Consider the following 24,324-nt stretch of genomic DNA (forward strand, 5'->3'; position numbering starts at 1 on the left):
GGTGAATATGGGAAGAGCGTTTGAATACAGACGTGCAGCAAAAGAAGCTCGTTGGGATAAGATGAGTAAGATATTTCCAAAATTAGCAAAAGCTATTGAAGTTGCAGCAAAAGAAGGTGGAATTGACCCTGAAATGAACGCAAAACTTCGTTCAGCAATAGCAACAGCAAAAGCTCAAAATATGCCAAAAGATAATATTGACGCGGCATTAAAAAGAGCAGCAGGTAAAGATGGAAACGATATTAAAAGCCTTCATTATGAAGCTAAAGCTAATTACGGAGTGCAAATTATAGTTGAAGTTGCTACTGATAATACCAATAGAACCGCAGCTAATATAAAAGCTATTTTTAATAAAAACGGAGCTACTCCACTTGTAAATGGTAGTTTAGAATTTTTATTTTCAAGAAAAAGTGTTTTTGTATGTAAAAAACCTAATATGGATTTAGAAGAATTAGAATTAAGCCTAATTGATTTTGGTTTAGAAGAATTAGAAGATGAAGAAGAAAATGTAAGAATTATCGGAGCTTATGATAGCTTTAAAGAGCTTAGCACAGGAATTGATGAGCTTAAATTAGAGCTTGTTAGTGGAAGACTTGAATATGTTCCAAACAATCCAATAAGTCTTAGTGAAGAGCAAATCACTGAACTTGAAAAATTATTAGATAAGCTTGAAGAAGATGATGATGTTCAAGCAGTTTATACAAATATAGAATAAGGAAAAATTATGTTAAAAGTATATGACAATTTTGCAGATTTAGAAAATATTAATGAAGCTATTATTAAGACTAATAAAGGTGATATGAAATTAACTTTATTTAAAGATAGCCCGCAAGCTACTTTAAATTTTGTTCATTTAGCAAAAAATGGATTTTATAATGGTCTAAAATTTCATAGAGTAATTCCTAATTTCGTTATTCAAGGTGGTTGTCCTTTAGGCACAGGCACAGGTGGTCCTGGTTGGAATATTAAATGTGAATGTAAAAATCAAGAGCATAAGCATTTAAGAGGGACTTTATCTATGGCTCACGCTGGTCGTGATACTGGTGGCTCTCAATTTTTTGTTTGTCATTCAGCACAACCACACTTAGATGGAGTTCATACGATTTTTGGTCAAGTTAATAACGAAGATGGCTTAAAGATTCTTGATAGTATCCGCCAAGGCGATATTATTGAAAGTATTGAAATAAAATAATTTAAAATATCTAAGATATGATTCAAATTCTTTAATTTAGGTTAAAGAATTTGAAAATTAATTAAATTGATGATTATATTGCTTTTTACGAGGATATAAAAGTTTTTTGCAGATATTTTTTAAATATCTTTTTATTATATTTTTTTTACTTGTTCTAATACTATTAAATATCATATCAAGCTCTATTCTTTCCTTTTCGGTAATCACTTTTAGTCCTTTAATTGTTTTCTTATACGAGACATTAAAAATAATAACTCATCATCATCTAATTCACAAAGCATTGTAAATACAGCTTTTACTGCTTGTGGTTTAGAATTACCTAAACGCCAGTCTTGATAAGTTCGCATAGGTAATCCTAAACGCTGCGACATTGCTTGCAAAGAAATTTTCTTACCATTTTCTTTACTCTCTATCGCATTATGTAATAAATTAAATATATCGTTCGTCTCAATCATTTTTAAATTATACGATTTTAAAAATTAAACTTCGCTAAAACGGAGTTTATATTTGTAAAAAAATATAAAAAATACAAAATATCCTTAAATCAATACATTAAAAAATAAAATATATACGAAATAATGTATAAAATATATGGTTAAATAATTTTACTAAATTAAGTTGAGTGTATTAGACTAAATAGTTACTTGATAGTTAACAACTCAAGTGATATAATTCGTTTATCAATTTTAAGGTATGAGTGATAATGAGTAAAAAAACTGATTTTATACTAGAGCAAATGATTAAAGCTTATTTAAGCGAGCAAAATCCAATTGGCTCTATGTTATTGCAAGATAGTTTGAATGTTCCTGCAAGTACTATAAGAGTTTATTTTAAACAACTTGATAGTGATGGTTATATTTCAAAACTTCACGCAAGCGGTGGAAGAATTCCTACTCAAAAAGCTATGAAATATTATTGGAAGCAATTTTTTAATTATGAATTAAATTCTAAATTAGAATTAAACTCAACTTTAAATTTATTAAGAGTTGCTAACGAGAATGATTTGTTTTTCCTTATTGTTGATAACAAAAAAATATTTTTAAATGATATTTTAAACATTGAAAATAGATTTATTATTTTAGATTTTATAGAAAATAGGGTTTTGATTGATTTTAACGATGAATTAAATATACTTTTTAATCAGTTAAAAGGATACGAGATAAATGATATTAAGACTATTTTATATAGATTAAATTTAATAAATACTTTAAGTGATATTGAAAATTCTTTTAAAAATAAAATTAAATTTATATGTGGAGAAAAAATTTTTGCAAATATTGTAAAACTTTCTTCATTTAGTTCTATTATGAATTTAAAGTTACTTGATTATTTTACTAATAACTTGATTTATGATGAGCTATTTTTACCTGATTTTATGGGAGTTAAATTAGATTGTAATTATATGCAAAATAAAAGCTCTTTAATAATTGCAGGTAGTATTTTTACAGACTATGAAAATGTTTTAAATCAATTAAGGGAGGCGATATGAGCGAAAAAGCCACGCAAGAAGAAAATGTAGTAAATAACGAAGAAGTTTGCGAATGCAATGAAAATTGTGAATGCGAACAAAATGAGTTAAGTAATGAAGAAATTGCTTTAAGAGCAGAGCTTGATAAGGCAAATGAAGAATTTGCAAAATTAAAAGACGCTTATCTTAGAGCTAATGCAGATTTTGAAAATTATAAAAAACGCTTAGAAAAAGATAAGCAAAGTGCTGTGCTTTATGCACAAGAAGGCTTATTAAAGGATTTAATCCCTGTTTTAGACGCATTAGAAAATGCTAGTAATTTTGAAGCAGATGATGAGTTTTCAAAACAACTTAAACAAGGTATTGACAATACTTTAAGTTTATTTAAAAATATCCTAGCAAAACATGGAATTAAAGAAATCGTAGCTAATGAAGGTGATGAATTTGACCCTAGTTATCACGAAGCTATGATGCATGTTGAAGCAGAGCTTGAGCCAAATTGTGTTGCAGCTATGTTTCAAAAGGGTTATATGATAAATGACAGAATAATTAGAGCTTGTAAAGTAAGCGTATCAAAATAAAAGGAGAAAACTATGGGAAAAGCAATAGGTATAGATTTAGGAACAACAAATTCATGTGTAGCAATTTATGAGCGTGGAGAAAAAAAAGTAATTCCAAATAAAGAAGGAAAAAACACAACCCCTTCAATTGTAGCATTTACAGATAAAGGCGAAGTTTTAGTAGGTGATAGTGCAAAACGCCAAGCAGTAGCAAACCCAGAAAAAACAATTTATTCAATTAAAAGAATTATGGGTCTTATGATGAATGAAGACAATGCTAAAGAAGCGGCAAAACATTTACCTTATAAAATAGTAGATAGAAATGGTGCTTGTGCGATAGAAATTGCAGGTAAAACTTACACTCCACAAGAAATTTCTTCAAAAGTTTTAATGAAACTTAAAGAAGATGCTGAAAGCTATTTAGGAACATCTGTAACTGATGCAGTAATTACCGTTCCAGCATATTTTAACGATGCACAAAGAAAAGCTACTAAAGAAGCAGGTCAAATCGCAGGATTAAATGTATTAAGAATTATAAATGAACCAACTGCAGCAGCTCTAGCTTATGGTCTTGATAAAGTAAGTGCTGAAAAAATTGCAGTATATGACCTAGGTGGTGGGACATTTGACGTTACAATCTTAGAAACTGGTGATGGTGTTGTAGAAGTTTTAGCAACTGGTGGTAATGCGTTTTTAGGTGGAGATGATTTTGATAATAAATTAATTGATTTCTTAGCAACTGAGTTTAAAAATGAGCAAGGAATTGATTTAAGAAATGACAAAATGGCGTTACAAAGATTGAAAGAAGCAGCAGAAAACGCTAAAAAAGAGCTTTCAAGCACAAATCAAACTGAAGTGAATTTACCATTCATTACAGCTGATGCAACAGGTCCAAAACACCTTGTAAAAACAATCACAAAAGCTCAATTTGAAGGAATGATTGACTCACTTGTAGCTGAAACTATCACAAAAATCAATGAAGTTATAAGTGAAGCAGGAATTAGCAAAAACGAGATTAAAGAAGTAGTAATGGTTGGAGGTTCAACTCGTGTGCCTTTAGTTCAAGAAGAAGTTAAAAAAGTATTTGGAAAAGAACTAAATAAAAGCGTAAATCCTGATGAAGTTGTTGCAATGGGTGCTGCTACTCAAGCAGGAATTATTCAAGGTGATGTAAAAGATGTGCTTTTACTTGATGTTACTCCACTTAGTCTTGGAATTGAAACTTTAGGCGGAGTTATGAGTAAAATCATAGAAAAAGGTGCAACAATTCCTACTAAAAAAAGCCAAACATTCTCAACTGCAGAAGATAATCAAAGTGCAGTTACTATTAATGTTTTACAAGGTGAGCGTGAGTTTAGCCGTGATAATAAATCTCTTGGTAATTTTAATCTTGAAGGTATCCCAGCAGCTCCAAGAGGTGTGCCGCAAATTGAAGTTACATTTGATATTGACGCAAATGGTATTTTAACGGTAAGTGCATTAGATAAAGCAAGTGGTAAAGCTCAAAATATCACAATCACAGGCTCAAGTGGATTAAGTGATGAAGAGATTAAAAATATGATAAACGAAGCTGAGAAAAACAAAGAAGCTGACAAATTAAGAAGAGAAGTAGTAGATGCGAAAAATCAAGCTCAAAGCCTAGTTCATCAAGTTCAAAAAAGCCTAAATGATTTAGGAGATAAAGTTGAACCTGCAATTAAACAAGAGATTGAAGGTGCAATAAATGAGCTAAATGATGTAGTAAATAATGAAAACGCAACAAAAGCTCAAATAGATGAGAAAATGAAAAAACTAAGCGACGCAAGTCATAAATTAGCTGAAAATCTTTATAAAAAAGATGATAGCAAAGACGCTAAAAAAAGCGAAAAAGATGATGCAGTAGATGCAGAAGTAGAATAATAATTTATAAAAACTAGTCTTACAAGGATTTATCCTTAATTTTAGGAATTTCAATTTGAAATTCCTAATTTATCTTAATTCAAAATATCTTTTAATATTTATTTTTATTGATGGCAAAATTTAGTAAATATTATATTTTTACACAAAAATAGATTGCAAGCTCTGAATTAATTTTGTAAATTACAATTAAGTATGAAAAGTATATAAAATAAGAGTTCTTATATTTTATAAAATAATTTTTAAGAATTTAAATAAGTCATATAGTTTTTAAATAAGCATATATAAAAATTAAGTATTTTTAAAAACATTTGATAGCGATTTTAAACCCAAAATATAATTTATTTTTTATTACTGCAATATTTAAAGCATATATCAATTATTATAAAGTAAATTATTAAAATCATTTGAATTGTTTTTTTGATATAGTTTTTATACTAGTATTTAAGCTTTAATGGTTTTTAGCTCCTCTTATAATTTAGTGCAAAAGCTAAGGATAATATAGGTAAAAATACCTATATTATTGATTTTTATCTATTTGTTTTATTAAATCACTCATTTTTACATTTTGACCTAATATTTTTAGGTAGATATAATAGTTTGCTAAAACTTTTTTACCATACAATCTACTTTCTAAATAAGGCACAAGCTCCATTGATAAGAATGGTTCGTATGATTTTAATTTAGAATTTGGATTAAACATATAATCTTTTTTTAGCATTCTTTGAGTAAATCCTAAGCCCCCGTTATAAGCATAAGCTATAAATATAGGATGCTTAACTCCTTTTTTAAGAGTATTTAAATGAGCGTGTGCGAATTTATAAGCTATTTTTGGGTCAAACATTTGAGTAACATCAAAATCATTATCATTAAAATCAACTTTAGCAGTATGTCTTGCTACAAAAGGCATAAATTGCATCATACCTAAAGCATAAGAAGTGCTTACAGAAGCTGGTAAAAATCTGCTTTCTTGTTTAGCAATAGCTAAAATTAGTGCTTTTTGCTCTACGCTATAATTGGCTAATTCTTCAGGAAATGGTATTGGATAAATATTATCTTTAAAATTACTTAATTTATCGCTAATTACTAGATATTGTCCTTGAGTATTTTTGGTATTAAAATATTCTTGCATTTCGCTAAGCTTTTGAGTATCAGCGTTTTTAATGTCATTCATAAATCTAGCTTGAACTAAAGCATTATTTATAGGATAATCTATGCTTTTTGTAGGATTTGGTGTGATGATGGTCGGTAATGGTGTATTTGTTAGCTCTTTTGCTAAAATACTATAAATATTTAAATCATCACTATTTGCCAAAGTATCTAAATGTCTAGTTTTATTACTAGCTAAATAAGCAAAAAATAAAGCATTATCCTTTGGTCTTTTATATTTATAAGTTTTATTAGCTCTTAAAAAGTATTTTTCTGCTAAGGCATTTTTATTAAACATAAGTGCATTTAAACCTAATGCAAATGCTAAATCTTCTTTAGCGTCTTCTTTATCAAGACTTGCTAATTTTTCTTTTATTTTTGGATATTTATCATCTACTATAGCTGAGTTTAAAAATTTATAAGCATTAGGGTGTTCCATCATACTAGCACGAGTAAGTGGTCCTGGAGAAAAATCATCTAGCTTATATCCATCATAATAAAGCTTCATTAAGGTTTTTCCATCACCTTTTTTAATGCTTTCTGCCACAGGGTTTTTGTTAGCTAATATGCTTAATTGTGAGCTTAGATTTTTATCTTTTTGTTTATAAATATTTGCTAGTTTTATTAGGTTTTCTTTGCTTAATTTTTTTGCAAAATTTATTTCTTTTAGTCTAAATACCTGACATTTTTCATCTGCGTTCATTATAGAATTGATTGAATAATTATAGCAAGAATCAGCAGGTAATGTCTTTGGCTCTTCTTTAATATCTTTGCTTAGTTTTTCATATTCTTTTTTCATAACTCCAGCAAAACGGAAAATATGTGTTTTAAATTCTTTTAAATCTTCTTTTTTTATCTCATTATTTTTTAATAAATTATATAAAAAAAAGTCCTTAGCAAGTGAGTTCGGCTCATTTTTTAATTCTTCATAAGTATATGAAAATAAAGCTTGAGCAATTAATAATATACTAATTAATTTTTTCATAATAATCCTTTTACGATTTTTACTAATTCAAATAATCCGATTTGTAATAAATGTATTCCTACGAAAACAGCAATAGGAGCAAGACTTACCATGCCTATATTTAAAAATCTAGGCGGTATTATCATATATACTAAATCAAAGGCAGGTCTTACTAATTTATATACAATATTGTATATTTTATATCCGATAGGGCTTGTAAAAGCTTGTGGAAAAAACGAAAACAAACAATAGGCAATAACTAAATAAGAATAAATATTTAGTCCTCTTATTATTAATACAAGTAGTAAAACTACAATATCAGCAAAGCTCATCTTTTACCTTTAAAAACTCACTCATACAAGGTTGCATAATCTCATAAATTTGTGCTAATTCAGGGCCGTGAGCTGAACCGCTAAGCAATAATCTTAAGCTCATAAATAATTGTTTGCCTTTTAAATTAGCGTTGTGATTTAGTTTAAATTCTTCGTATTTGCTAGGTATGTTTGATTTTTCTAATTCAGCTTTTAATAATTTCGCACTCTCACTAAAATCTAAATTGTTAGCAAAAACTACATTAAATGGTAGAAAATATCCACTAAGTTTAGCTCTAATTTCATTTAAAGTGCTTGCTTCTTCTAAGTGAAGTTTTGCTAATTTTGCTAATACTTTTACATTACTAAACTTAGCTAAAAACTCATCTTTAAACAATAATCTAGCTAGAATTTCATCATCTAAAATCTTAATATGCTCTCTATTTATAAATCTTAATTTTGCCATACTAAATCTAGCCGGAGATTTAGAAATATTGCTTATTTCAAACCAAGAAATTGCATCATTCATCGTAAAAATTTCATTAGGAATTTTATTGCCTAAAGCTAGTAAATAATTAGCTATCGCATCAGGCAAAAAGCCTTCATTTAAAAGCCATTTTACGCTTGAATGCTCTTGTCTTTTACTCATTTTTTGACCGCTTTCTTCGTCTAAAATGATAGGTAAATGTGCATATTGCATACTCTCATTAAAGCCTAAAGACGCCTTTATATGTTCTTGTTTTGGAGTATTGCTTACATGGTCTTCTCCACGGATAATAAAGCTAACTCCTTCGCACATATCATCCATAGAGCATGCAAAATTATATGTAGGTGTCCCATCAGCTCTTAAAATCACAAAACTATCAACATCATTTGGCTCAAATGATAAAACGCCTTTTATTTCATCTTTAAAAGTAATTGTGTTTTTAGGCTTTTTAAGTCTTATTACGAATGGTTTATTTAAATCTTGTTTTAAATTCTCGCAAGTTCCATCGTATCTATAAGCTCTTTTTTCGTTTTTTGCTAATTCTTTTTTTTCTTCTAATTCAGCTTCGGTGCAATAGCATTTAAAAGCAGAACCATTTTCTAATAATTTTGCTGCTAATTTTTGATGAGTTGCTAGATGAGTGCTTTGCACATAGTATTCGTCCCAATTAATCCCAAATAAATTTAAAATACTCTTAATCTCTTCTTCTTTGCCTTGAATATTTCTAGCTGTGTCTGTGTCTTCTATCCTTAAAATAAACTTTTTATTATATTTTTTCGCACATACATAATTAATAACGGCAGTTCTTAAATTCCCTATATGCATATCGCCTGTAGGTGATGGGGCAAATCTAAACATTTGTAATTCCTTGATATGATTTTTCATAATTCTATTTTAAGAAAGTAAAAAGAGTGCCAATGAAAGAAGTATTAAAAAAAATTTCTTTTTTTAAAGATTTTAGCGAAAATGAGCTTGAAGAATTAGCAAAAATTTGTATTCTTAAAAGCTACGAAAAAGGCGAAATGCTATTTATGGAAGGTGAAAGTAGTAAGTATTTGCACTTATTAATTAAAGGAAATATTAAGGTTTATAAAACCAACCAAAAAGGAGCTGAAATTTTTATGCATAAATTAACTCCGATTTCTTTTGTAGCCGAATTAGCTAATTTTGAAAATATTCCTTTTCCTGCGAGTGCTAGTTTTTTAAATAGTGGGGAAGTGATTAAGATTGATTTTGAAGAGCTTAAAAATAAGTTTTTAACTAAGGTTGATTTTGTTCTAGCTTTATTAAGTGGAATTTCAAAAAAGTTAATTTATTTATCAGAATTCGTTCATAATGAAATGATTTTAAGTGCTGAAGCAAAGTTAGCTAAATTAGTTTGCGAGCAAAGCGAAGTATTTAAGAGCATAAAGCATATCCAATTAGCTTCATTTATAAATCTAGCTCCAGAGACTTTTTCTAGAATTTTAGCTAAGTTTAAAAATGATGGAATTATTAGTTTTGATGATGATAAAAACTTAATAATTCATGATGAAAAATATTTAAAATCACTTTACGAGAATTAATTATGAGCTTACACCATTTATTATTTGCTACTGCATTTTGCGTTGCTGTTTTTATTGCAAATGCTTATATTTATAGACAATTATTTAGAGTAATTTTCCCTAGATTTAAAAACTTTTTTTTAGTAGTTTGCATAGTTTTATTCATATCTAATGTTGTATTTTTGTTCTCTATGAGAGCTAATTTTTTGCCTGATTTTCTTTATACTACTTTATCAATTCTTTTGGGTTTTTCTTTCTTCTTCTTTTTAATCGCTTTAATTTATGATATTGTTAAATTTATAGCCTTTAAAAGCGTAAAGAATATAGACACAAATAGAAGAAAAACTTTAAAATTGATTTGTGATTTAGGCGTTTTATTTGTTGCATTTGGGTGTTTTTTACAAGGTATATTTAAGGCAATTAAAATTCCACCTATTAAATATGTAGATTTAAATGCTAATTTAGGAATAAAAATCGCAATGATAAGTGATGTGCATTTAGGCAAGAATTTGCACAAAGATTTTTTAGAAAAATTAATCGCAAAAATCAACGAACAAGAAGTTGATTATGTAGTAATTGTTGGGGATTTAATAGATACTAACATAGATGATATTGATTATTTGGATTTATTAAATACCTTTAATAAGCCTTGCTTTTATGTAACTGGCAATCACGAATACTACCACGACGCTACAAAAATCCTAGCAAAATTAAAACAAACCAATATAAAAGTATTAGAAAACGAAAGCATAGATTTAGGCAAAATAGTGCTTAGTGGCATAAATGATTTAAAGGGTGCAAAATATGGAATGCCAATGGATTTAGCCCCAATTTATAAAAATTTTAATGATACTAAATACAATATTTTATTAGCTCATCAACCTGTTGTAGCTAAGGAATTTGATTTGAGTAGATTTGATTTAGTTTTATCAGGACATACTCACGCAGGGCAGATTTTCCCATTTAGTATTTTTGTTTTAATGCAGCAAGGATTTTTGCACGGACTTTATGAAATCGGTAAAAAAACTAAATTATATGTTAGTAGTGGTGCTGGTTTTTGGGGTCCATCTATACGCTTTTTAGCACCTAGTGAAATAGTAATAATTAGACTTTAAGGAATATAATGAGAAAAACAATTTCAAGAATTTTTGGTAAATTAGTAAGCATAAAATATCCAAAAATTATGCAAAATTATATAAACAAAACTTATGTAAAGCATTTTAATATACCTTTAGATGAGTTTAAAGATTATAAAGAATACGATAGTTTATTAGCTCTTTTTACTAGAAGATTAATAAAGCCAAGAGAATTTGAAAGTGGCTTTATAAGTCCTTGTGATGGCACTATTTTAAGTTATGCAAAAAGCTCAAATTTAAAGGCGTTTAGTATAAAAGGTAAAGATTATGATATTAAAGAGCTTTTAGGTTTTACTCCTAAAAATGAGCTTGATTTTTTAAATATTTATCTTAGTCCAAGGGATTATCACAATTATCATAGTCCTTGTAATATGCAGGTTTTAAATCTAAAATATTTTTGTGCGGAGCTTTTTAGCGTTAATTTAAAAGCACTTAGTAAGCATGATAATTTGTATTCAAGAAATGAGCGTGTGGTTTTAACTTGCAAAAAAGATAATGGAGATATTTTTTATATGGTTTTTGTAGGGGCTGTAAATGTTGGCAAGATGGAATTTGATTTTGATACAAGCGTGCAAACTAATATGAAAAATGCAAGTGATTATGAGAAAAACTATGATAATGTAAGCTTAAAAAAAGGCGAAATGCTAGGAAGATTTTTGATGGGTTCTACTATTTTAATCTTAGGCGATGATTTAAAACTTGAATGCCAAGTTGGTGCGATTAAATTCGGACAGAGAATAGCAAATGATTAAAAAGACTAATGCAGCAAGGTTTTTAGATACTTTAAAAATAGATTATGAATTATTAAGCTATGAAGTAGATGATGATTTATCAGCAATTAGTGTAGCAAAAAAGACAGGAATTGATATTAAATATATTTACAAAACCATAGTTTGCGAGGGTAAAAATGCCTTGTATGTTGCTTGTATTCAAGGGGATTTAGAAATAGATTTAAAATCTTTTGCAAAGGCGGTAGGAGAAAAATCCTTAAGCCTTTTAAAACTTGATAAATTAAAGGATAAAACAGGATATATTAGGGGCGGTTGTTCGCCTTTTGGTATGAAAAAAGATTATGTTAGATTTATTGACGAAAGAGCTTTAGAGCTTGAGTATTTTGTGCTTAGTGCTGGGCTTCGTGGTCTTCAGCTAAAAATAAATGCAAAATATATTCAAAAGCTTTTTAATATTGCTAGTATAAGCAATTCATCTATCATTTAATTCTCCTTTTTTATACATTGGTTGAAATTTATTAACAATAACATTAAGCATTCTATATCTTATTTCTTTATCTTCTGGGCAATATTTATGTAAAGCATATAAATAATTAACCGGACCATCATAGATATTTTTTATATATACATTACTTTTATCTGTAAATAAAATAGCTTTTTTAAAGTATTCATTAATTTTTATTGTGTCTGTAGCATTACAAATATAATCAGGTAAAGGTATATCAGTAACATCTATTTTTGAAGTTCCATCGTAGTAATTGTTTTCACTATAATATTTAAATGCTGAAGTTCTTAAGATATCTATGACTACTTCTAGGTATAGTGCGTAATTAAATTTTTTCTCTGCTTGATATGAATAGTATTTATTAAAAGCTATATTTAAAAGCTCATAAATTTCACTTGCTTTATCATAATCTTTTATATAATATTCATATGACCTTTTATGTGGAGAATGAGACATATATAGCATAACCAAACCAAGCATATTAGATAGTCTATATTCTGTCATAATATCCACATCATAATAAATATTGCCATAAGGCACTCTTTTTATCATTTCATAGATTTCTTGATAATCATCGTAGCTTAGCTTGTCTAACATACTATAATCTTGTGTTTTTTTAGTTAAACCATACATGCGTTTATAATACAAAACCCACCACATAATATCTTCAATACTATCATCTGGCAAGAGCTTTTTACCTTCATCATAATAATTTTTAGCTATATTTAAAAAAGGTCTTACAATAAAGCTATCATATTTAAAAAATATATTTAATGTATTTGCAATATCAATAAATAAATATCCGGTTAAAAATTTTTCACTTGCTTCTGGATTTTTACTATATTTTTGTGGATTAAATTCTAATAAATATAAACTCATAATTAAAATATATAAAAGTGGAATTATTATAAAAACAATAAATAAAGCTTTGTATAAAATCTTTTTAAAATTAAATTTAAAATTAATTATTTGATTTATATTCATATTTAACCTTGTAAAAATAAGGTTTATTATAGCAAATAAATATTTAGGAATTTGATTTAAAAATTTATTTAAGTATTTAATTTTTCTTTTTTTTGAACTTCAAATTGACTTAAGTCAAAGTCAAAATTTTTAAACTTTTTTAGAATAGTGAGAAAAAAGGAGAAAAAATGTTTGATTTTAAATCTTGGAAAAAAGTTAGTTTAGCAAATGCTACGGTTGAGTTTTATGAGAATGATGAATATTTAGCTTTTGATAGTAGTCAGTGTATGCCACCTGAACCTATGATAAATGCTAGAGTTGGCTTAAATAATTTAAAGCCTAATCAAAAATTAATTATGCTAAATCATAAAAATCCTTTAGGCTTACTTCCTAGCGTGAAGCCATATTATGATATTCAAACTACACAAAAAGATGGACTTTTTTGGCTAGTATTTACTAAAATTAAAGAGCATAGCAATTTTGATGAAGCTTGTAAAGACCATCCATAAGGGCTAAGTTATGTTAAACGCATTCGCACCACCATTTAAAGTGGTGGCTATTTATTTTATATTTGCATTTTGCTATTTATTAGCTTTTATGTTTTTATTTTCTTATTCAAATTACGATTTTGAGAGTTATCAATTTAAAGCGTTTTTACATTGTTTTTTTGCTGGATTTGCTTTAAATATAATAATAGGTAGCCTTTATCAATTAAGCTCGGTAATTTATGAAAAAGCATTCTTTAGTATAAAAGGTGTATTTTTTGTGAGTTTTATTTGCAATATCTCTTTAGCCTTTATTATGTATTCGTTTTTAAATTATGATTTGGCATTACTAAAATATAGCGTATTTGCTATGATTTTAAGTGTTTTTTATTTTATTGTGCTGTTTTTAATATCATTTTTTGATTTTAATAATATTGCTAAAAGTGCTTTATTTTGTGGGGTTGTTTTTTTAGCATTAGGCTTAGTTTGTGCTGGTTTAATTGTGCTTATTTTAAACGGGCTTATATATTTAGATTATGAACTAATTCTTCATCTTCATATATATTTTATGTTAGGTTTTATTTTATTTATTTGTATAGGTGCTGCTAGTGTGTTATTGCCAATGTTTGCACTAACTCATAAGCATAAAAATTATTTATTATGGCTTAGTTTAGTGGCGTATTTTTTAGCATTTTTTCATAAAAGTATAGCTATTTTTTCCCTAGCTTGTTTTGTATTTTGGTGTTTATATATACTTAAAATACGAACAAGAAAGGCTAAAGATTATTGGAATTTAAATATTGTTTTTGCTTGTATTGGCTCGTTTTTAGCGATGAGAGAATTTTATGTTTTAGACTATGCTTTAGCTATTAAATTATTAATTTTTGCAACGATTTTACCTTTTATAATCGCACATATTTATAAAATTTTGCCATTTTTAATATGGTTTCATTTCATTTCAAAATTAATCGGAAAAATAAAAGTCCCTTTATTAGATGATATGGTGATTAAAAAAGCAGCTTTTTTTACTATGCTAATTAATATATGCTTAGTAATTTCTCTTTATTTTAGTTCATCAATTTATTTATATATAGCGTTAAATATAGGTCTTTTAATTAATGTAATCAATTTTTTTACTTATATAAATTACAAAGGAGCAAAGAATGAAAAAGCAAGTAATTAATGCAATTTCAAATGTAATTGACCCTGAAGTGGGTTTTGATATTTTAGCTTTAGGGCTTATTTATGATATACAAATTGATAATTCATATTGTAAAATCACTATGACCTTATCTACTAAATCTTGTCCTATGCACGATTTATTGATAACTTGGGTAAAAGACTCTATTTTAAGTGTAGATGGAATAGATAGTGTTGATATTGATTTAGTGTTTGAGCCTGCTTGGAGTATAGAAATGGCTAGCGATGAGGTCAAAAGTGCTTTAAGTTTTTGATTTACTATGAGAGATTTTCTCATAGTAAATTCTAATTATAATTTGATTTTTAATAAAGAATTATTAGCCATTTCAGGCACTAAAAGTGTGTTTGTAGAGTTATCATAAAACATATCAGCAGGTCCTTTAAGTGCTTTTAAATCTAGCTTTTCTAATTTATTTTGATTAAGTTTATAAATATAACCATTTAGCTCTTTACCCCAGCTAGATACTAAAATATCATCATTAATTTTAACAATTCCATCAAATTGCTCTAAATTATCACTTATTTTTTCTACATTTTTACTAGCTAAATCAATTTTTAAAATAGCTCCACCATCTTTTTCACTAGGATCATATCCTACAACATATAAAGAATTTTTATCAATCAATAAGCCATTAGGACCACCATAACTTTTGTCAATATTCATAAAAGTTTTATAATTTTTATCTTTTAAATTGATTTCAAAAATCGTATAAGTGCCAGTATCACTTACTAAAAGAGTATCATTGTCTAAGCTCTCAATTGCATTTAAAAATACCGAGCCTTTAATTTCTAGCTTAAATACTTCTTTTTTGCTTGTTATATCAAAGCCGTATAAAGTATCAATATCTACAACATAAAGTGTATTGTTAATAATCTTCATACCTTTTGGAGCATTTAAATTCTTTACAAATACATTGATTTTATCATCGGCTTTTGAGATTATAGTTATATAACCATCTAAATCCTTGTTTAAAGGCTCAATTTTTTGACCCACATTTGAGACAAATACATAATCTTTATTTGCCACAACACTCTCAGGCGAAGCAAAAGCATTGATTTCTTTAACTTCCATTGCATTCATACTAGCAAGTAATGCTATACTTAAAATATATTTTTTCATCTTTTCTCCTTAAATAATTTTTGAAAAATTATAAGGAAAAAAGAATTTTATTTCTAATAGTTTTAATGTAAAAAATATAAGTTTTTTGATTTTTGAAATTGTTTTGGGGTTTTATTATATCTTTTTTTATAGCGTGAAATAAACCAAGCAGGGGAGTTAAATCCTACTTCTAAACATATTTCTGTAATGTTTTTGTTTGAAAATTCTAATAAGAATTTTGCTTTTTCAAATTTTTTATTATCAAGCCATTCTTTAGGGCTAATTCCAAAACTTTGTTTGAAGTTTTTGCTAAAAGTAGTTAAGGACATATTAGATATTTTTGCCATATCATTTACGCTTTGAAAATCTTGTTCGCAATATGAAAATATCTGATATAAAGATAGTTTAAAATTGGTGATTATGGTCTTTAAAAATGATAAAAAACTTTGATTGTTTTTGCTATAAAGTAGGGCTAAAAATAATTCTTCAAATTTTAATTTTAAAATATCTTCATTGGTTTTATAGCTAAAACAAGGCAAAAATGATGTAAAAATTGAGCTTAATAATTCATTAGAATTTAGCTTAAAAATATGCTCATCGGTTGTAAAATTGCTATTTAAAAGGGCTTTATATTTATAAATTAGCTCTATTAAAATACTTTCTTTAAAACAAATTATAATTGAATTATAATAGTTATTTTCTACGCAGTCTTTTATCAGATATGAGCCTTTTGTAAAAAACAAAATCTCGTTTTTATTAATTGTAAAATCTTGCTTTTTAGTATGTATCATTTTATATCCATCGTTTATAAAAACAAGAGCATAATCATCAAATAATACTTCATAATAATCATCATTTTTTCTAGTTTCATATAAACAAAGATTAAGATAATTAGAACTTATAACATTTTTGCTGATTTTACTTAATTCATTAGGTAAATATATCATTTTTCGCCTTTAGTTTTAAAATTTATATATTTTACAAAAGAAAAATTTAATAAAAATTTTTTCGTATATACAAAATATAAATTTTAATTTACAAAAAGTAACACTTTTTCAAAAAAATTAATTTTATTTAATTTATTTTTCATAATTTTTATCATTTTTTGCATATTCTTTCTTAAATACAAAAAATAAAATTTAATTTTTTTGTATATACAAAATTAAGGAGAAATTATGGGAATTTTAAAAGGAACTTTACCAGCTTTATATACACCATATAAAGATGATGGAGGTATTAACGAAGTTGAGTTTTTAAAGATATGTGAATGGGGCATTGAAAAAGGACTTGATGGTTTATTTTGTAATGGTAGTGCGGGAGATTCTCAAGCAATGCCATACGAAATGAAAGTAAAAATGCTAGAGCTTTCAATTAAAGCTGCAAATAATAAAGTGCCTGTTATTTGTGGGATAGGAAGTTGTATTTATAAAGAGAGCTTAGACCTTGCAAACGAAGCTTATATAAAAGGGGCTAATGCGCTTTTACTTATGATGCCATATTATTATAAGTTTAACGATGATACGATTTATACTTATGTAAAAGACTTGCAAGCAAAAGTAAAACTCCCACTTTATATTTACAATATCCCACTTTTTGCACCTGCAATGAGTTTAAATCTAATTGAAAAATTAAGCAAATTACCAAATATTGTAGGTATTAAAGATAGCAGTGGAGATGCTTTGTTGCTAAACCATATTTTAGATGTTGTGCCAAGTGATTTTGATGTATTTGTGGGTCGTGAAGAGCATTATTTTGGAGCTTTAATGATGGGTGCAAAAGGTTCAATGACAAGTGCAGGATGTGTTTTCCCTGACGCTATGAGTGCGATTTATAAAGCATATAATGAGAAAAATTATGAAAGAGCAATCAAGCTTCAAAAAGCCTTGCTACCAGCTATTAGATTTGGAATGAGCTTATCATTTCCTATGGGATTTGCGCTTTTACTTAAAGCTCGTGGTTTTGCTTTTGCAAACAAAAGCATTCACCCACTAAGCGAAGAGACCTTAAAAGCACTTGATGAAAAATTCGAATATGCAAAAGAATTAGTTAAAAACATAGAGAGAATACTCTGAATAGAGGTTTAAAATGAAAATTAAGAAATTTTTAGAAAAGGTTCCAGGTGGTATGATGTTAGTTCCTATGTTATTAGGTGCTATTATACATACTTTTCTTCCTGATAAATTGGCTTATTTTGGACCTTTTACTAATGCCTTAGGAACAGGTGCAACAGTAATGCTTGCTGTTTGGTTTGTAGGTATTGGAGCAAGTATTAAACTTAAGGCTACTACAACAGTTTTAAAAAAATCTGGAGTATTGTTAGCAACTAAAATATTTGCCGCATTTATGGCGTGTATTATAGTTAAACAGCTTGTTCCTAACGGTATGATAACTGAAGGCTTTTTTGTTGGTTTTAGCACATTAGCAGTAGTTGCTGCAATGGATATGACTAATGCTGGTCTTTATACGGCTTTAACAAAACAATACGGAACTACAGAAGAAGCTGGTGCTAGTTTATTGTTAATGATAGAAAGTGGTCCTTTATTTACTATGTTAATTTTGGGGGTTAGTGGTTTAGCATCTTTTCCTATACAAAACTTTATAGGATTAATGATTCCATTTGTATTAGGTTTTGTATTGGGTAATTTAGATGAAGATTTTAGAGAATTTTTAACTAAATTAAATGAGCCAATGATAATTTTTGTTGGTTTTGCACTTGGAAGTACTATAAACTTAAGCTCGATTCTTGATGCTGGATTATCTGGATTGGTTTTAGCATTTATTGTAATCATATACACAGGAATATTATTAATATTTGCAGATATTTTTATTGCAAAAGGCAATGGAACTGCAGGTATAGCAGCATCAAGTACTGCAGGAGCAGCTGCGGCTACTCCGATGTTAGTTGCTGATTTTTATCCAGATTTTAAACCATTAGTAGAACATGCAACGATTTTAGTTAGCACTTGCGTTGTAGTAACAGCTTTTGTTGTGCCAATAATTACTGCTTATTATTCTAAATGGGCAAAAAATAAATTTAAGGTTAAATTATGAAAAATAGATTTTTAAAAGTTAGTGAAATTGACAATGTTGCAACTGCAATAAGTGATTTAAATAAAGGCGAAGTTTTTAATGAAGTTACCTTATTAAATGATATTAAAAGCGGACATAAATTCGCTTTAACTGATATTAAAAAAGGTGATTTTATTATTAAATACGGCGAAGTAATAGGAGCAGCTAGTATTGATATAAAAAAAGGCGAGTGGGTTCATACAAGCAACACCGAAGGCGTTCGTGGTAGGGGAGATAGCTGTGATAGTTCAAAATTAGAAAATGCTTTAAGATTAAGTCAAGAAAGTGCAAATAAGAAAAATCTAAATGCACAAGATTCAAAACACGAAAAAGTAATTTTGAAAGGCTATAGAAGAGAAGATGGCAAGTTTGGCTTAAGAAATAAGGTCTTAATAATTCCTAGCGTTGTATGTGCTAATAAGGTCGTAGAAAACATTGCTAAAGCGTGTCCTGAAGCTGTATATGTAACTCATCAGCACGGATGTAGTCAGCTTGATTTTGATGCAGAGCAAACAAGAATGCTAATGGCTGGAAATTGTGCAAATCCTAATGTATATGCAGCACTTGTAGTTGGGCTTGGTTGTGAGACTATTAGTTCAAATTCTGTTAAAGAATTAGCAAAAAGTTTAGCTCCTTATAAAGATATAAGAGCAATTAGTATTCAAGAGCTAGGTGGTATTACAAATACAACAAATGAAGGCATAAAAATAGTTAAAGATATGCTTGAAAATGCTAGTAAATGTGAATTAAGTGAAGGCGATTTTAGCGATATTATCTTAGGAACTGAATGTGGTGGAAGTGATGCTTATAGTGGGCTTAGTGCAAATCCATCTTTAGGAAGTTTAAGTGATTATGTAGTAGAGAATGGTGGAGCTGTAATTTTAGCTGAAACAACCGAGCTAATAGGAGCTGAAAATATCTTAGCAAGGCGTGCAATTAATGCTGATGTTGAGAAAAAAATATATGAAAAAATCTATGGCTTTGAAGAAAATGTAAAAAATAGTGGCTCAGATATTCGTGGTGCAAATCCAAGCCCAGGAAATATAGCAGGTGGGCTAACTACTATTGAAGAAAAAAGCCTTGGTTGTGTTTATAAAGCAGGGACGAGCAAAGTTGTAGATGTGATTGATTATGCAATGCCAGTTACTAAAAAAGGTCTTACATTTATGGATACTCCAGGAAATGATATAGAGCAGCTTAGTGCTATGGTAGCAGGTGGGGCGAACTTAGTTGTATTTACAACAGGTCGTGGAACTCCAACAGGAAGCCCTGTAACTCCAACGATTAAGCTAAGCACAAATAATTTTTGTGCGAAGAATATGGCTGATGTAATTGACTTAAATGCTGGTGAAATCGTAGATGGTAATAAGAGTAAAGAAGATATTAGAGACGAATTAATTGAATTAATTGTAAGAATAAGCGAAGGTAAATTAACAAAAGCAGAAATCAATAAACAAAATGATTTTAGCGTTTGGAGACTTGCAACAACTTGTTAAGTCGTAATCAAAGGAGGATTACATGGAAAAAATAGTAAATAAAATGTATTTAAAGATAATGCCTTTAATACTTTTAATGTTTTGTTTAGCAATGCTAGATAGATCAAATATTGCTTATGTAAAAGATTATATAGAAATAGACGCTGGTATTAGCAAGGCTGCATATGCTTTAGGTGCAGGGATATTTTTTATAGGCTATGCGATATTTGAAATTCCATCAAATTTATTATTGCATAAATTAGGGGCAAAAATTTGGCTAAGTAGAATTATGATAACTTGGGGACTTGTATGTATGGCTATGATTTACATAAAAGATGAAACAAGTTTTTATATTCTAAGATTTTTATTAGGGCTTAGCGAAGCAGGATTTAGCCCAGGGGTTATTTTATATCTTAGTTATTTTTTCCCTACTATTTATAGGTCAAAAGCTTATGGTTTTTATCAATTAGGAGCACCGCTTGCACTAATGCTTGGTGGCGTAATTACAGGGGCTATATTAGATTATGCACCTAGCATTTGGTTTAAAAATTGGCAATGGATGTTTATTATCCAAGGTGCTATTACTGTTATAGTTGGTTTTTATGCTTATTTTAAACTTGCAAGTAAACCTGAAGATGCTAAATGGTTAAGCGAAGAAGAAAAAGCAATTTTAATTGCTGAACTTGAAAAAGAACAAAATAATAAAGAAGAATTAAATTCTAGCAAAGCTTTATCATCAATTATTGTATGGAAATTCGTTTTAGTTTATTTTGCAATTCAGCTTAGTGTTTATGGGGTTTTATTTTATTTACCTACTCAAGTTTCACATTTTTTAGGGACAAATGTTGGATTAAAGGTTGGAATTATTAGTGCAATTCCTTGGGCTGTTGTATTAATTGCTCTACCTATTGTTACAAGTTATGCTGATAAATTAAGAGCTTGGAGTTCTTTTAGTATTGCATTATTGTTATTAGCTGTTGTTAGTATGTTTTTATCTGTATTTATAAATTCTTTAGCTTTATTTATTTTATTCATATCTTTAGCAGCTGTTGGTTTTATAGCGATTCAGCCTATTTTTTGGAATTTACCAACTCAAATCTTAAAAGGCACAGGAGCAGCAGCAGGAATAGCATTGATTGGGGCTTTAGGCAATCTTGGTGGTTTTGTAGCACCTAATTTAAAAAATTATGCCGAAAGTCAATTTAATAGTTCTTATGCAGGTTTAATTGCTCTATGTTTGGTTGCATTCTTAGGAGTGCTTATGTTAATACATTTAAAAAAATCTTACACAAATATTAAATAAGGAGAAATTATGGATTTAGGATTAAAAGGAAAAGTTGTAGTTGTTACAGGTGGTGGAAAAGGTATTGGTGGTGGCATTAGTATGTGTTTAGCTAATGAAGGTGCAATTCCTGTTATCGTATCTCGCTCTAAGCTTGATAGTGATTTTGAAAGCAAAATTAAAGCACTTTGCCCAAATTACGGCTTTTATCAATTAGATTTATCAAAATGGCAAGAAATTAGTGCAGTTGTAGAGCAAATTGTGGCTAAATATGGCTCAATTTACGCACTTGTTAATAATGCAGGTATGAATGATAATCTTCATATTGAAAGTGCTACAACTGAAGAGCTTATTAAAAGTTATGAGAGCAATTTATTTCATTATTATGAAATGACAAAGTGCTGCCTTCCATATATTAAAAAAGAGCAAGGAAGTATCTTAAATATCTCAAGTAAAACAGGTATCACAGGTCAAGGAAGAACAACAGCATACGCAAGTGCAAAAGGCGCTCAAATAGCAATGACAAGAGAGTGGGCTTGCGCTTTTGCACCTGATAATGTTAGAGTAAATTGTATTTGCCCTGCTGAAGTTTGGACTCCACTTTATGAAAAATGGATTAAAAATTTCTCTGACCCTGAAAAGCAATATCAAGAAATTGCAAAATTTATTCCACTAGGTCATCGCTTTACAACTTGCGAAGAGATAGCTGATACTGCAGTATTTACAATAAGCCCAAGAGCATCTCACACAACAGGGCAGATTTTAACTCCAGATGGTGGTTATATGCATCTTGATCGTGCATTAAACTGGGAAAATTAAGGAGAAAAAATGAATAAAAATGTAAAAATTGCAATTATTTTAGTAACTTCATTATTTTTCTTATGGGGTGTTAGCTATGGACTTGTTGATGTTATGAATAAAAACTTTCAAAATCATCTAGGCATTACTCAACAAAATAGTGGCTATTTGCAAATGGCTTATTTTGGGGCGTATTTTGTGATGGCACTTCCTGCTGGCTGGATTGCTTCAAGATTTTCTTATAAGGTTGGGATTATTACAGGACTAGCACTTTATGCGATTGGTTGCTTACTAATAATTCCTGCAACTAATATGGCTAGTTTTTCTATGTTTTTATTTGCATTTTTCGTTCTTGCGTGCGGGCTTGGAGCACTTGAGACTAATGCAAATCCTTATATGACAAAGCTAGGAGATGAGAAAAACGCTTCATTTAGAATTAATGCAGCTCAAAGCTTTAATGGTTTTGGACAATTTGTTGGACCTATTATTGGTGGAAGTTTGTTTTTATCAATTACTCATAGTGGCGAAAATGCAACTGATACAGAAAAAGAACAAGCATTACTTGAAAATATGTTTAATGTGCAAATGGTTTATGTAGGAATTGCTTTAGTAGTGTTTTTAATCTTACTTGCATTTGTGTTTAATAAAATTCCAGAAGGTAGCGAAGTAAGTGAAGAAGTAGAGTATAAAGACAACTCAAAATCAATTGATGTATTTAAACATAGACATTTTAACTTAGGCGTATTAGCTCAATTTTTATATGTTGCAGCTCAAGTTGGAGCGGGGGCGTTTTTTATAAATTACGCAGTAGAACATACAGCAAGTCTAGGAGAAAATGCTTTAAGCGATGAAAAATCAGCATATTTTTTCTCAGCTGCACTTGTTGCATTTATGATAGGAAGAATTGTTACAACTCCACTTATGAAAAAATTTAAAGGCGAGAGTATTTTGGGGCTTTATTCATTAATAAATGTTGCATTGTGCTTTTATTTATATATTGCTGATGGAATGATTAGTGTTTATGCTTTAATTTTGGTATTTTTCTTTATGAGTATTAGTTTTCCTACTATTTTTGCCGTTGCTACAAAGGATTTGCCATTAAATCAAGTAAAACTTGGTGGCTCAATCTTAGTAATGAGTATTTGTGGCGGTGCAATAATGCCTACAATTATGGGTTCAATAAATGATAGTTATGGCACAGGTGCGGGATTTTTAGCTTTAGCTCCTTGCTTTTTATATGTAGCATTATATAGCTTTTTATGGACTAAAAAGTCATGAAAATAATTGATACGCATTTTCATATATGGGATAAAAATGATATTAGTTGGGTGCAAAACGCCCCAACTAGATTGCAAAGAGATTTTTCTTTTGATGAATATTTAGATGAGTTTAGCAAAAGTGATTTTTTAGGTGGGGTTTATGTAGAAATAAATGCAAATAATCCTAGCCAAGAGAGTGCAAAAATGCTTAGCTTTAAACATAAAAAATTACTTGCTTTATGCCTTGCTACGATAGGTGGTGCTAGTTTTAGAGAAGTTTTACATACAAAGCCAAGTGGATATTGCTTAGGCAGTGAGTTTAAAAAGACTATTAATCTAGTAAATGCAAATGATTTAATGTTTGAAGTTTGTATAAACGAAGATGAGCTAAGTAATTTTAGTAAAATTGCAAAGGAATTTAAATCAGGAATTATCTTTAATCATTTTGCAAATATTAAGGATTTTAGCGGCGAAGATAGTTTAAGGCAAATTGCTAAAAAAGAAAATATTTATATGAAATTATCATGCCAAGATGATTTTATTTTAGGTAAGGATTATTCAAAATTACTTGATATGGCATTTAATATTTTTGGAGAAAGTAGAATTTGTTTTGGCTCAAACTATCCTGTAAGTGAGTTAAAACCAAATGAATGGATTAGAATAATTGAAAATCATTTTAAAAGTGATGATTTAAAAGAAAAGATTTTTTATTTAAATGCAAAAGAAATTTATAAGATAAAGGAGATTTAAA

General features: G+C 28.6%; 27 protein-coding genes and 1 pseudogene. 20 read left to right on the forward strand and 8 right to left on the reverse strand.

Annotated elements, in window-relative coordinates:
* Positions 1-7: 7 nt before the first annotated feature.
* Positions 8-715, forward strand: coding sequence for a YebC/PmpR family DNA-binding transcriptional regulator (locus tag AVBRAN_RS03745; RefSeq protein ID WP_214118822.1), 708 nt, complete (start codon positions 8-10; stop codon positions 713-715).
* Positions 716-724: 9 nt separating this feature from the next.
* Positions 725-1,192, forward strand: a complete 468-nt coding sequence (locus AVBRAN_RS03750) for a peptidylprolyl isomerase (protein ID WP_239803586.1) — start codon at positions 725-727, stop codon at positions 1,190-1,192.
* A gap of 57 nt (positions 1,193-1,249) precedes the next feature.
* Here AVBRAN_RS03750 and AVBRAN_RS03755 read toward each other — a convergent pair whose 3' ends face one another.
* Positions 1,250-1,399: a hypothetical protein gene (locus tag AVBRAN_RS03755; RefSeq protein ID WP_214118826.1), complete on the reverse strand. Its 150-nt coding sequence runs from the start codon at positions 1,397-1,399 to the stop codon at positions 1,250-1,252.
* A 2-nt stretch (positions 1,400-1,401) separates the two neighbouring features.
* Positions 1,402-1,647 carry an XRE family transcriptional regulator gene (locus AVBRAN_RS03760; RefSeq protein WP_214118828.1) on the reverse strand — a complete coding sequence of 82 codons (246 nt, stop codon included), beginning with the start codon at positions 1,645-1,647 and terminating at the stop codon, positions 1,402-1,404.
* A gap of 248 nt (positions 1,648-1,895) precedes the next feature.
* Here AVBRAN_RS03760 and AVBRAN_RS03765 point away from each other — a divergent pair, with 248 nt between their 5' ends.
* Genes AVBRAN_RS03765 through dnaK form a run of 3 tightly spaced genes read left to right on the forward strand, consistent with a single transcriptional unit; the run spans position 1,896 to position 5,119 of the window.
* Positions 1,896-2,681 (forward strand): hypothetical protein, encoded by a 786-nt coding sequence (locus AVBRAN_RS03765; RefSeq protein WP_214120281.1) that lies wholly within the window; start codon positions 1,896-1,898, stop codon positions 2,679-2,681.
* Positions 2,678-3,241 (forward strand): nucleotide exchange factor GrpE, encoded by a 564-nt coding sequence (locus tag AVBRAN_RS03770; RefSeq protein ID WP_214118832.1) that lies wholly within the window; start codon positions 2,678-2,680, stop codon positions 3,239-3,241. Before AVBRAN_RS03765 ends, AVBRAN_RS03770 begins: the two co-directional genes overlap by 4 nt.
* 12 nt (positions 3,242-3,253) lie before the next feature.
* Positions 3,254-5,119 (forward strand): molecular chaperone DnaK, encoded by a 1,866-nt coding sequence (gene dnaK, locus AVBRAN_RS03775; protein WP_214118833.1) that lies wholly within the window; start codon positions 3,254-3,256, stop codon positions 5,117-5,119.
* 517 nt (positions 5,120-5,636) lie between these two features.
* Here the strand turns inward: dnaK and AVBRAN_RS03780 are convergent.
* From AVBRAN_RS03780 to gltX, 3 genes are read right to left on the reverse strand one after another with little or no spacing between them, the layout of a single operon-like run.
* On the reverse strand, positions 5,637-7,250 hold the full coding sequence (locus AVBRAN_RS03780; protein ID WP_239803587.1) for a lytic transglycosylase domain-containing protein: 1,614 nt from the start codon (positions 7,248-7,250) through the stop codon (positions 5,637-5,639).
* Positions 7,247-7,561, reverse strand: coding sequence for a YggT family protein (locus AVBRAN_RS03785; RefSeq protein WP_214118983.1), 315 nt, complete (start codon positions 7,559-7,561; stop codon positions 7,247-7,249). Before AVBRAN_RS03785 ends, AVBRAN_RS03780 begins: the two co-directional genes overlap by 4 nt.
* Entirely contained in the window at positions 7,548-8,885 is a 1,338-nt protein-coding gene (gltX, locus tag AVBRAN_RS03790; RefSeq protein ID WP_239803588.1) for a glutamate--tRNA ligase, read from the reverse strand. Before gltX ends, AVBRAN_RS03785 begins: the two co-directional genes overlap by 14 nt.
* A gap of 59 nt (positions 8,886-8,944) precedes the next feature.
* Between gltX and AVBRAN_RS03795 the strand changes: the two genes are divergently transcribed.
* The 4 genes from AVBRAN_RS03795 to AVBRAN_RS03810 are packed head-to-tail and all read left to right on the forward strand — an operon-like array spanning position 8,945 to position 11,925.
* On the forward strand, positions 8,945-9,592 hold the full coding sequence (locus tag AVBRAN_RS03795) for a Crp/Fnr family transcriptional regulator (protein WP_214118979.1): 648 nt from the start codon (positions 8,945-8,947) through the stop codon (positions 9,590-9,592).
* A 2-nt stretch (positions 9,593-9,594) separates the two neighbouring features.
* The gene (locus AVBRAN_RS03800) at positions 9,595-10,686 is read left to right on the forward strand and encodes a metallophosphoesterase (protein WP_239803589.1); all 1,092 of its coding nucleotides are present in this window, start codon (positions 9,595-9,597) and stop codon (positions 10,684-10,686) included.
* An 8-nt stretch (positions 10,687-10,694) separates the two neighbouring features.
* On the forward strand, positions 10,695-11,459 hold the full coding sequence (locus AVBRAN_RS03805; protein ID WP_214118977.1) for a phosphatidylserine decarboxylase: 765 nt from the start codon (positions 10,695-10,697) through the stop codon (positions 11,457-11,459).
* Complete coding sequence (locus tag AVBRAN_RS03810) at positions 11,452-11,925, forward strand: YbaK/EbsC family protein (protein ID WP_214118975.1); 474 nt, start codon at positions 11,452-11,454, stop codon at positions 11,923-11,925. The genes AVBRAN_RS03805 and AVBRAN_RS03810 overlap by 8 nt, the downstream gene beginning before the upstream one ends.
* On the opposite strand, the gene AVBRAN_RS03815 is transcribed toward AVBRAN_RS03810, so the two are convergent.
* Positions 11,911-12,927 (reverse strand): hypothetical protein, encoded by a 1,017-nt coding sequence (locus tag AVBRAN_RS03815; RefSeq protein WP_239803590.1) that lies wholly within the window; start codon positions 12,925-12,927, stop codon positions 11,911-11,913. The two genes, AVBRAN_RS03810 and AVBRAN_RS03815, sit on opposite strands and share 15 nt — an antisense overlap.
* Positions 12,928-13,094: 167 nt before the next feature.
* Here AVBRAN_RS03815 and AVBRAN_RS03820 point away from each other — a divergent pair, with 167 nt between their 5' ends.
* The 3 genes from AVBRAN_RS03820 to AVBRAN_RS03830 are packed head-to-tail and all read left to right on the forward strand — an operon-like array spanning position 13,095 to position 14,845.
* Positions 13,095-13,415, forward strand: a complete 321-nt coding sequence (locus AVBRAN_RS03820) for a hypothetical protein (RefSeq protein ID WP_214118493.1) — start codon at positions 13,095-13,097, stop codon at positions 13,413-13,415.
* Between the two features lie 10 nt (positions 13,416-13,425).
* Positions 13,426-14,574 carry a hypothetical protein gene (locus AVBRAN_RS03825; RefSeq protein ID WP_239803591.1) on the forward strand — a complete coding sequence of 383 codons (1,149 nt, stop codon included), beginning with the start codon at positions 13,426-13,428 and terminating at the stop codon, positions 14,572-14,574.
* Complete coding sequence (locus AVBRAN_RS03830; protein ID WP_239803592.1) at positions 14,555-14,845, forward strand: metal-sulfur cluster assembly factor; 291 nt, start codon at positions 14,555-14,557, stop codon at positions 14,843-14,845. The genes AVBRAN_RS03825 and AVBRAN_RS03830 overlap by 20 nt, the downstream gene beginning before the upstream one ends.
* Positions 14,846-14,880: 35 nt before the next feature.
* Here AVBRAN_RS03830 and AVBRAN_RS03835 read toward each other — a convergent pair whose 3' ends face one another.
* Together AVBRAN_RS03835 and AVBRAN_RS03840 are read right to left on the reverse strand one after the other, a co-directional pair.
* Positions 14,881-15,711, reverse strand: coding sequence for an ATP-binding protein (locus AVBRAN_RS03835; protein ID WP_239803593.1), 831 nt, complete (start codon positions 15,709-15,711; stop codon positions 14,881-14,883).
* Positions 15,712-15,773: 62 nt separating this feature from the next.
* Positions 15,774-16,637 carry a helix-turn-helix domain-containing protein gene (locus AVBRAN_RS03840; RefSeq protein WP_239803594.1) on the reverse strand — a complete coding sequence of 288 codons (864 nt, stop codon included), beginning with the start codon at positions 16,635-16,637 and terminating at the stop codon, positions 15,774-15,776.
* 228 nt (positions 16,638-16,865) lie between these two features.
* On the opposite strand from AVBRAN_RS03840, the gene AVBRAN_RS03845 reads away from it, so the two are divergent.
* The 8 genes and pseudogenes from AVBRAN_RS03845 to AVBRAN_RS03880 all read left to right on the forward strand — a co-directional run bounded on the left by AVBRAN_RS03845 (position 16,866) and on the right by AVBRAN_RS03880 (position 24,323).
* Positions 16,866-17,762, forward strand: a complete 897-nt coding sequence (locus tag AVBRAN_RS03845) for a dihydrodipicolinate synthase family protein (protein WP_239803595.1) — start codon at positions 16,866-16,868, stop codon at positions 17,760-17,762.
* A gap of 13 nt (positions 17,763-17,775) precedes the next feature.
* Entirely contained in the window at positions 17,776-18,741 is a 966-nt protein-coding gene (locus AVBRAN_RS03850; protein ID WP_214118481.1) for a 2-keto-3-deoxygluconate permease, read from the forward strand.
* A pseudogene (locus AVBRAN_RS03855) lies at positions 18,738-18,995 on the forward strand (UxaA family hydrolase); the annotation flags it as partial. The gene AVBRAN_RS03850 and the pseudogene AVBRAN_RS03855, both read left to right, overlap by 4 nt.
* 99 nt (positions 18,996-19,094) lie before the next feature.
* The gene (locus AVBRAN_RS03860; RefSeq protein WP_239803722.1) at positions 19,095-20,255 is read left to right on the forward strand and encodes a UxaA family hydrolase; all 1,161 of its coding nucleotides are present in this window, start codon (positions 19,095-19,097) and stop codon (positions 20,253-20,255) included.
* A gap of 22 nt (positions 20,256-20,277) precedes the next feature.
* On the forward strand, positions 20,278-21,537 hold the full coding sequence (locus AVBRAN_RS03865) for an MFS transporter (protein WP_239803596.1): 1,260 nt from the start codon (positions 20,278-20,280) through the stop codon (positions 21,535-21,537).
* Between the two features lie 9 nt (positions 21,538-21,546).
* Positions 21,547-22,335, forward strand: a complete 789-nt coding sequence (locus tag AVBRAN_RS03870) for an SDR family oxidoreductase (protein ID WP_239803597.1) — start codon at positions 21,547-21,549, stop codon at positions 22,333-22,335.
* A gap of 9 nt (positions 22,336-22,344) precedes the next feature.
* A complete protein-coding gene (gene fucP, locus AVBRAN_RS03875; RefSeq protein ID WP_239803598.1) occupies positions 22,345-23,592 on the forward strand; it encodes an L-fucose:H+ symporter permease in 1,248 nt (415 codons plus the stop codon).
* A complete protein-coding gene (locus AVBRAN_RS03880) occupies positions 23,589-24,323 on the forward strand; it encodes an amidohydrolase family protein (protein ID WP_214120163.1) in 735 nt (244 codons plus the stop codon). Before fucP ends, AVBRAN_RS03880 begins: the two co-directional genes overlap by 4 nt.
* Position 24,324: the final 1 nt, after the last annotated feature.

Source organism: Campylobacter sp. RM12651, assembly GCF_022369475.1.
Taxonomy (GTDB): Bacteria; Campylobacterota; Campylobacteria; order Campylobacterales; family Campylobacteraceae; genus Campylobacter_E.

What these genes read in the sequence shown, in the direction of transcription:
- AVBRAN_RS03815 (WP_239803590.1), bottom strand. Translation starts at nt 12,927, where the DNA reads ATGAATATAAATCAAATAATTAATTTTAAATTTAATTTTAAAAAGATT.
- AVBRAN_RS03835 (WP_239803593.1), bottom strand. Translation starts at nt 15,711, where the DNA reads ATGAAAAAATATATTTTAAGTATAGCATTACTTGCTAGTATGAATGCA.
- AVBRAN_RS03760 (WP_214118828.1), bottom strand. Translation starts at nt 1,647, where the DNA reads ATGATTGAGACGAACGATATATTTAATTTATTACATAATGCGATAGAG.
- AVBRAN_RS03820 (WP_214118493.1), top strand. Translation starts at nt 13,095, where the DNA reads ATGTTTGATTTTAAATCTTGGAAAAAAGTTAGTTTAGCAAATGCTACG.
- AVBRAN_RS03795 (WP_214118979.1), top strand. Translation starts at nt 8,945, where the DNA reads ATGAAAGAAGTATTAAAAAAAATTTCTTTTTTTAAAGATTTTAGCGAA.
- AVBRAN_RS03840 (WP_239803594.1), bottom strand. Translation starts at nt 16,637, where the DNA reads ATGATATATTTACCTAATGAATTAAGTAAAATCAGCAAAAATGTTATA.
- AVBRAN_RS03780 (WP_239803587.1), bottom strand. Translation starts at nt 7,250, where the DNA reads ATGAAAAAATTAATTAGTATATTATTAATTGCTCAAGCTTTATTTTCA.
- AVBRAN_RS03830 (WP_239803592.1), top strand. Translation starts at nt 14,555, where the DNA reads ATGAAAAAGCAAGTAATTAATGCAATTTCAAATGTAATTGACCCTGAA.
- AVBRAN_RS03745 (WP_214118822.1), top strand. Translation starts at nt 8, where the DNA reads ATGGGAAGAGCGTTTGAATACAGACGTGCAGCAAAAGAAGCTCGTTGG.
- AVBRAN_RS03870 (WP_239803597.1), top strand. Translation starts at nt 21,547, where the DNA reads ATGGATTTAGGATTAAAAGGAAAAGTTGTAGTTGTTACAGGTGGTGGA.
- fucP (WP_239803598.1), top strand. Translation starts at nt 22,345, where the DNA reads ATGAATAAAAATGTAAAAATTGCAATTATTTTAGTAACTTCATTATTT.
- AVBRAN_RS03765 (WP_214120281.1), top strand. Translation starts at nt 1,896, where the DNA reads ATGAGTAAAAAAACTGATTTTATACTAGAGCAAATGATTAAAGCTTAT.
- AVBRAN_RS03825 (WP_239803591.1), top strand. Translation starts at nt 13,426, where the DNA reads ATGTTAAACGCATTCGCACCACCATTTAAAGTGGTGGCTATTTATTTT.
- dnaK (WP_214118833.1), top strand. Translation starts at nt 3,254, where the DNA reads ATGGGAAAAGCAATAGGTATAGATTTAGGAACAACAAATTCATGTGTA.
- AVBRAN_RS03785 (WP_214118983.1), bottom strand. Translation starts at nt 7,561, where the DNA reads ATGAGCTTTGCTGATATTGTAGTTTTACTACTTGTATTAATAATAAGA.
- AVBRAN_RS03770 (WP_214118832.1), top strand. Translation starts at nt 2,678, where the DNA reads ATGAGCGAAAAAGCCACGCAAGAAGAAAATGTAGTAAATAACGAAGAA.
- AVBRAN_RS03750 (WP_239803586.1), top strand. Translation starts at nt 725, where the DNA reads ATGTTAAAAGTATATGACAATTTTGCAGATTTAGAAAATATTAATGAA.
- AVBRAN_RS03845 (WP_239803595.1), top strand. Translation starts at nt 16,866, where the DNA reads ATGGGAATTTTAAAAGGAACTTTACCAGCTTTATATACACCATATAAA.
- AVBRAN_RS03880 (WP_214120163.1), top strand. Translation starts at nt 23,589, where the DNA reads ATGAAAATAATTGATACGCATTTTCATATATGGGATAAAAATGATATT.
- AVBRAN_RS03810 (WP_214118975.1), top strand. Translation starts at nt 11,452, where the DNA reads ATGATTAAAAAGACTAATGCAGCAAGGTTTTTAGATACTTTAAAAATA.
- gltX (WP_239803588.1), bottom strand. Translation starts at nt 8,885, where the DNA reads ATGTTTAGATTTGCCCCATCACCTACAGGCGATATGCATATAGGGAAT.
- AVBRAN_RS03850 (WP_214118481.1), top strand. Translation starts at nt 17,776, where the DNA reads ATGAAAATTAAGAAATTTTTAGAAAAGGTTCCAGGTGGTATGATGTTA.
- AVBRAN_RS03805 (WP_214118977.1), top strand. Translation starts at nt 10,695, where the DNA reads ATGAGAAAAACAATTTCAAGAATTTTTGGTAAATTAGTAAGCATAAAA.
- AVBRAN_RS03800 (WP_239803589.1), top strand. Translation starts at nt 9,595, where the DNA reads ATGAGCTTACACCATTTATTATTTGCTACTGCATTTTGCGTTGCTGTT.
- AVBRAN_RS03865 (WP_239803596.1), top strand. Translation starts at nt 20,278, where the DNA reads ATGGAAAAAATAGTAAATAAAATGTATTTAAAGATAATGCCTTTAATA.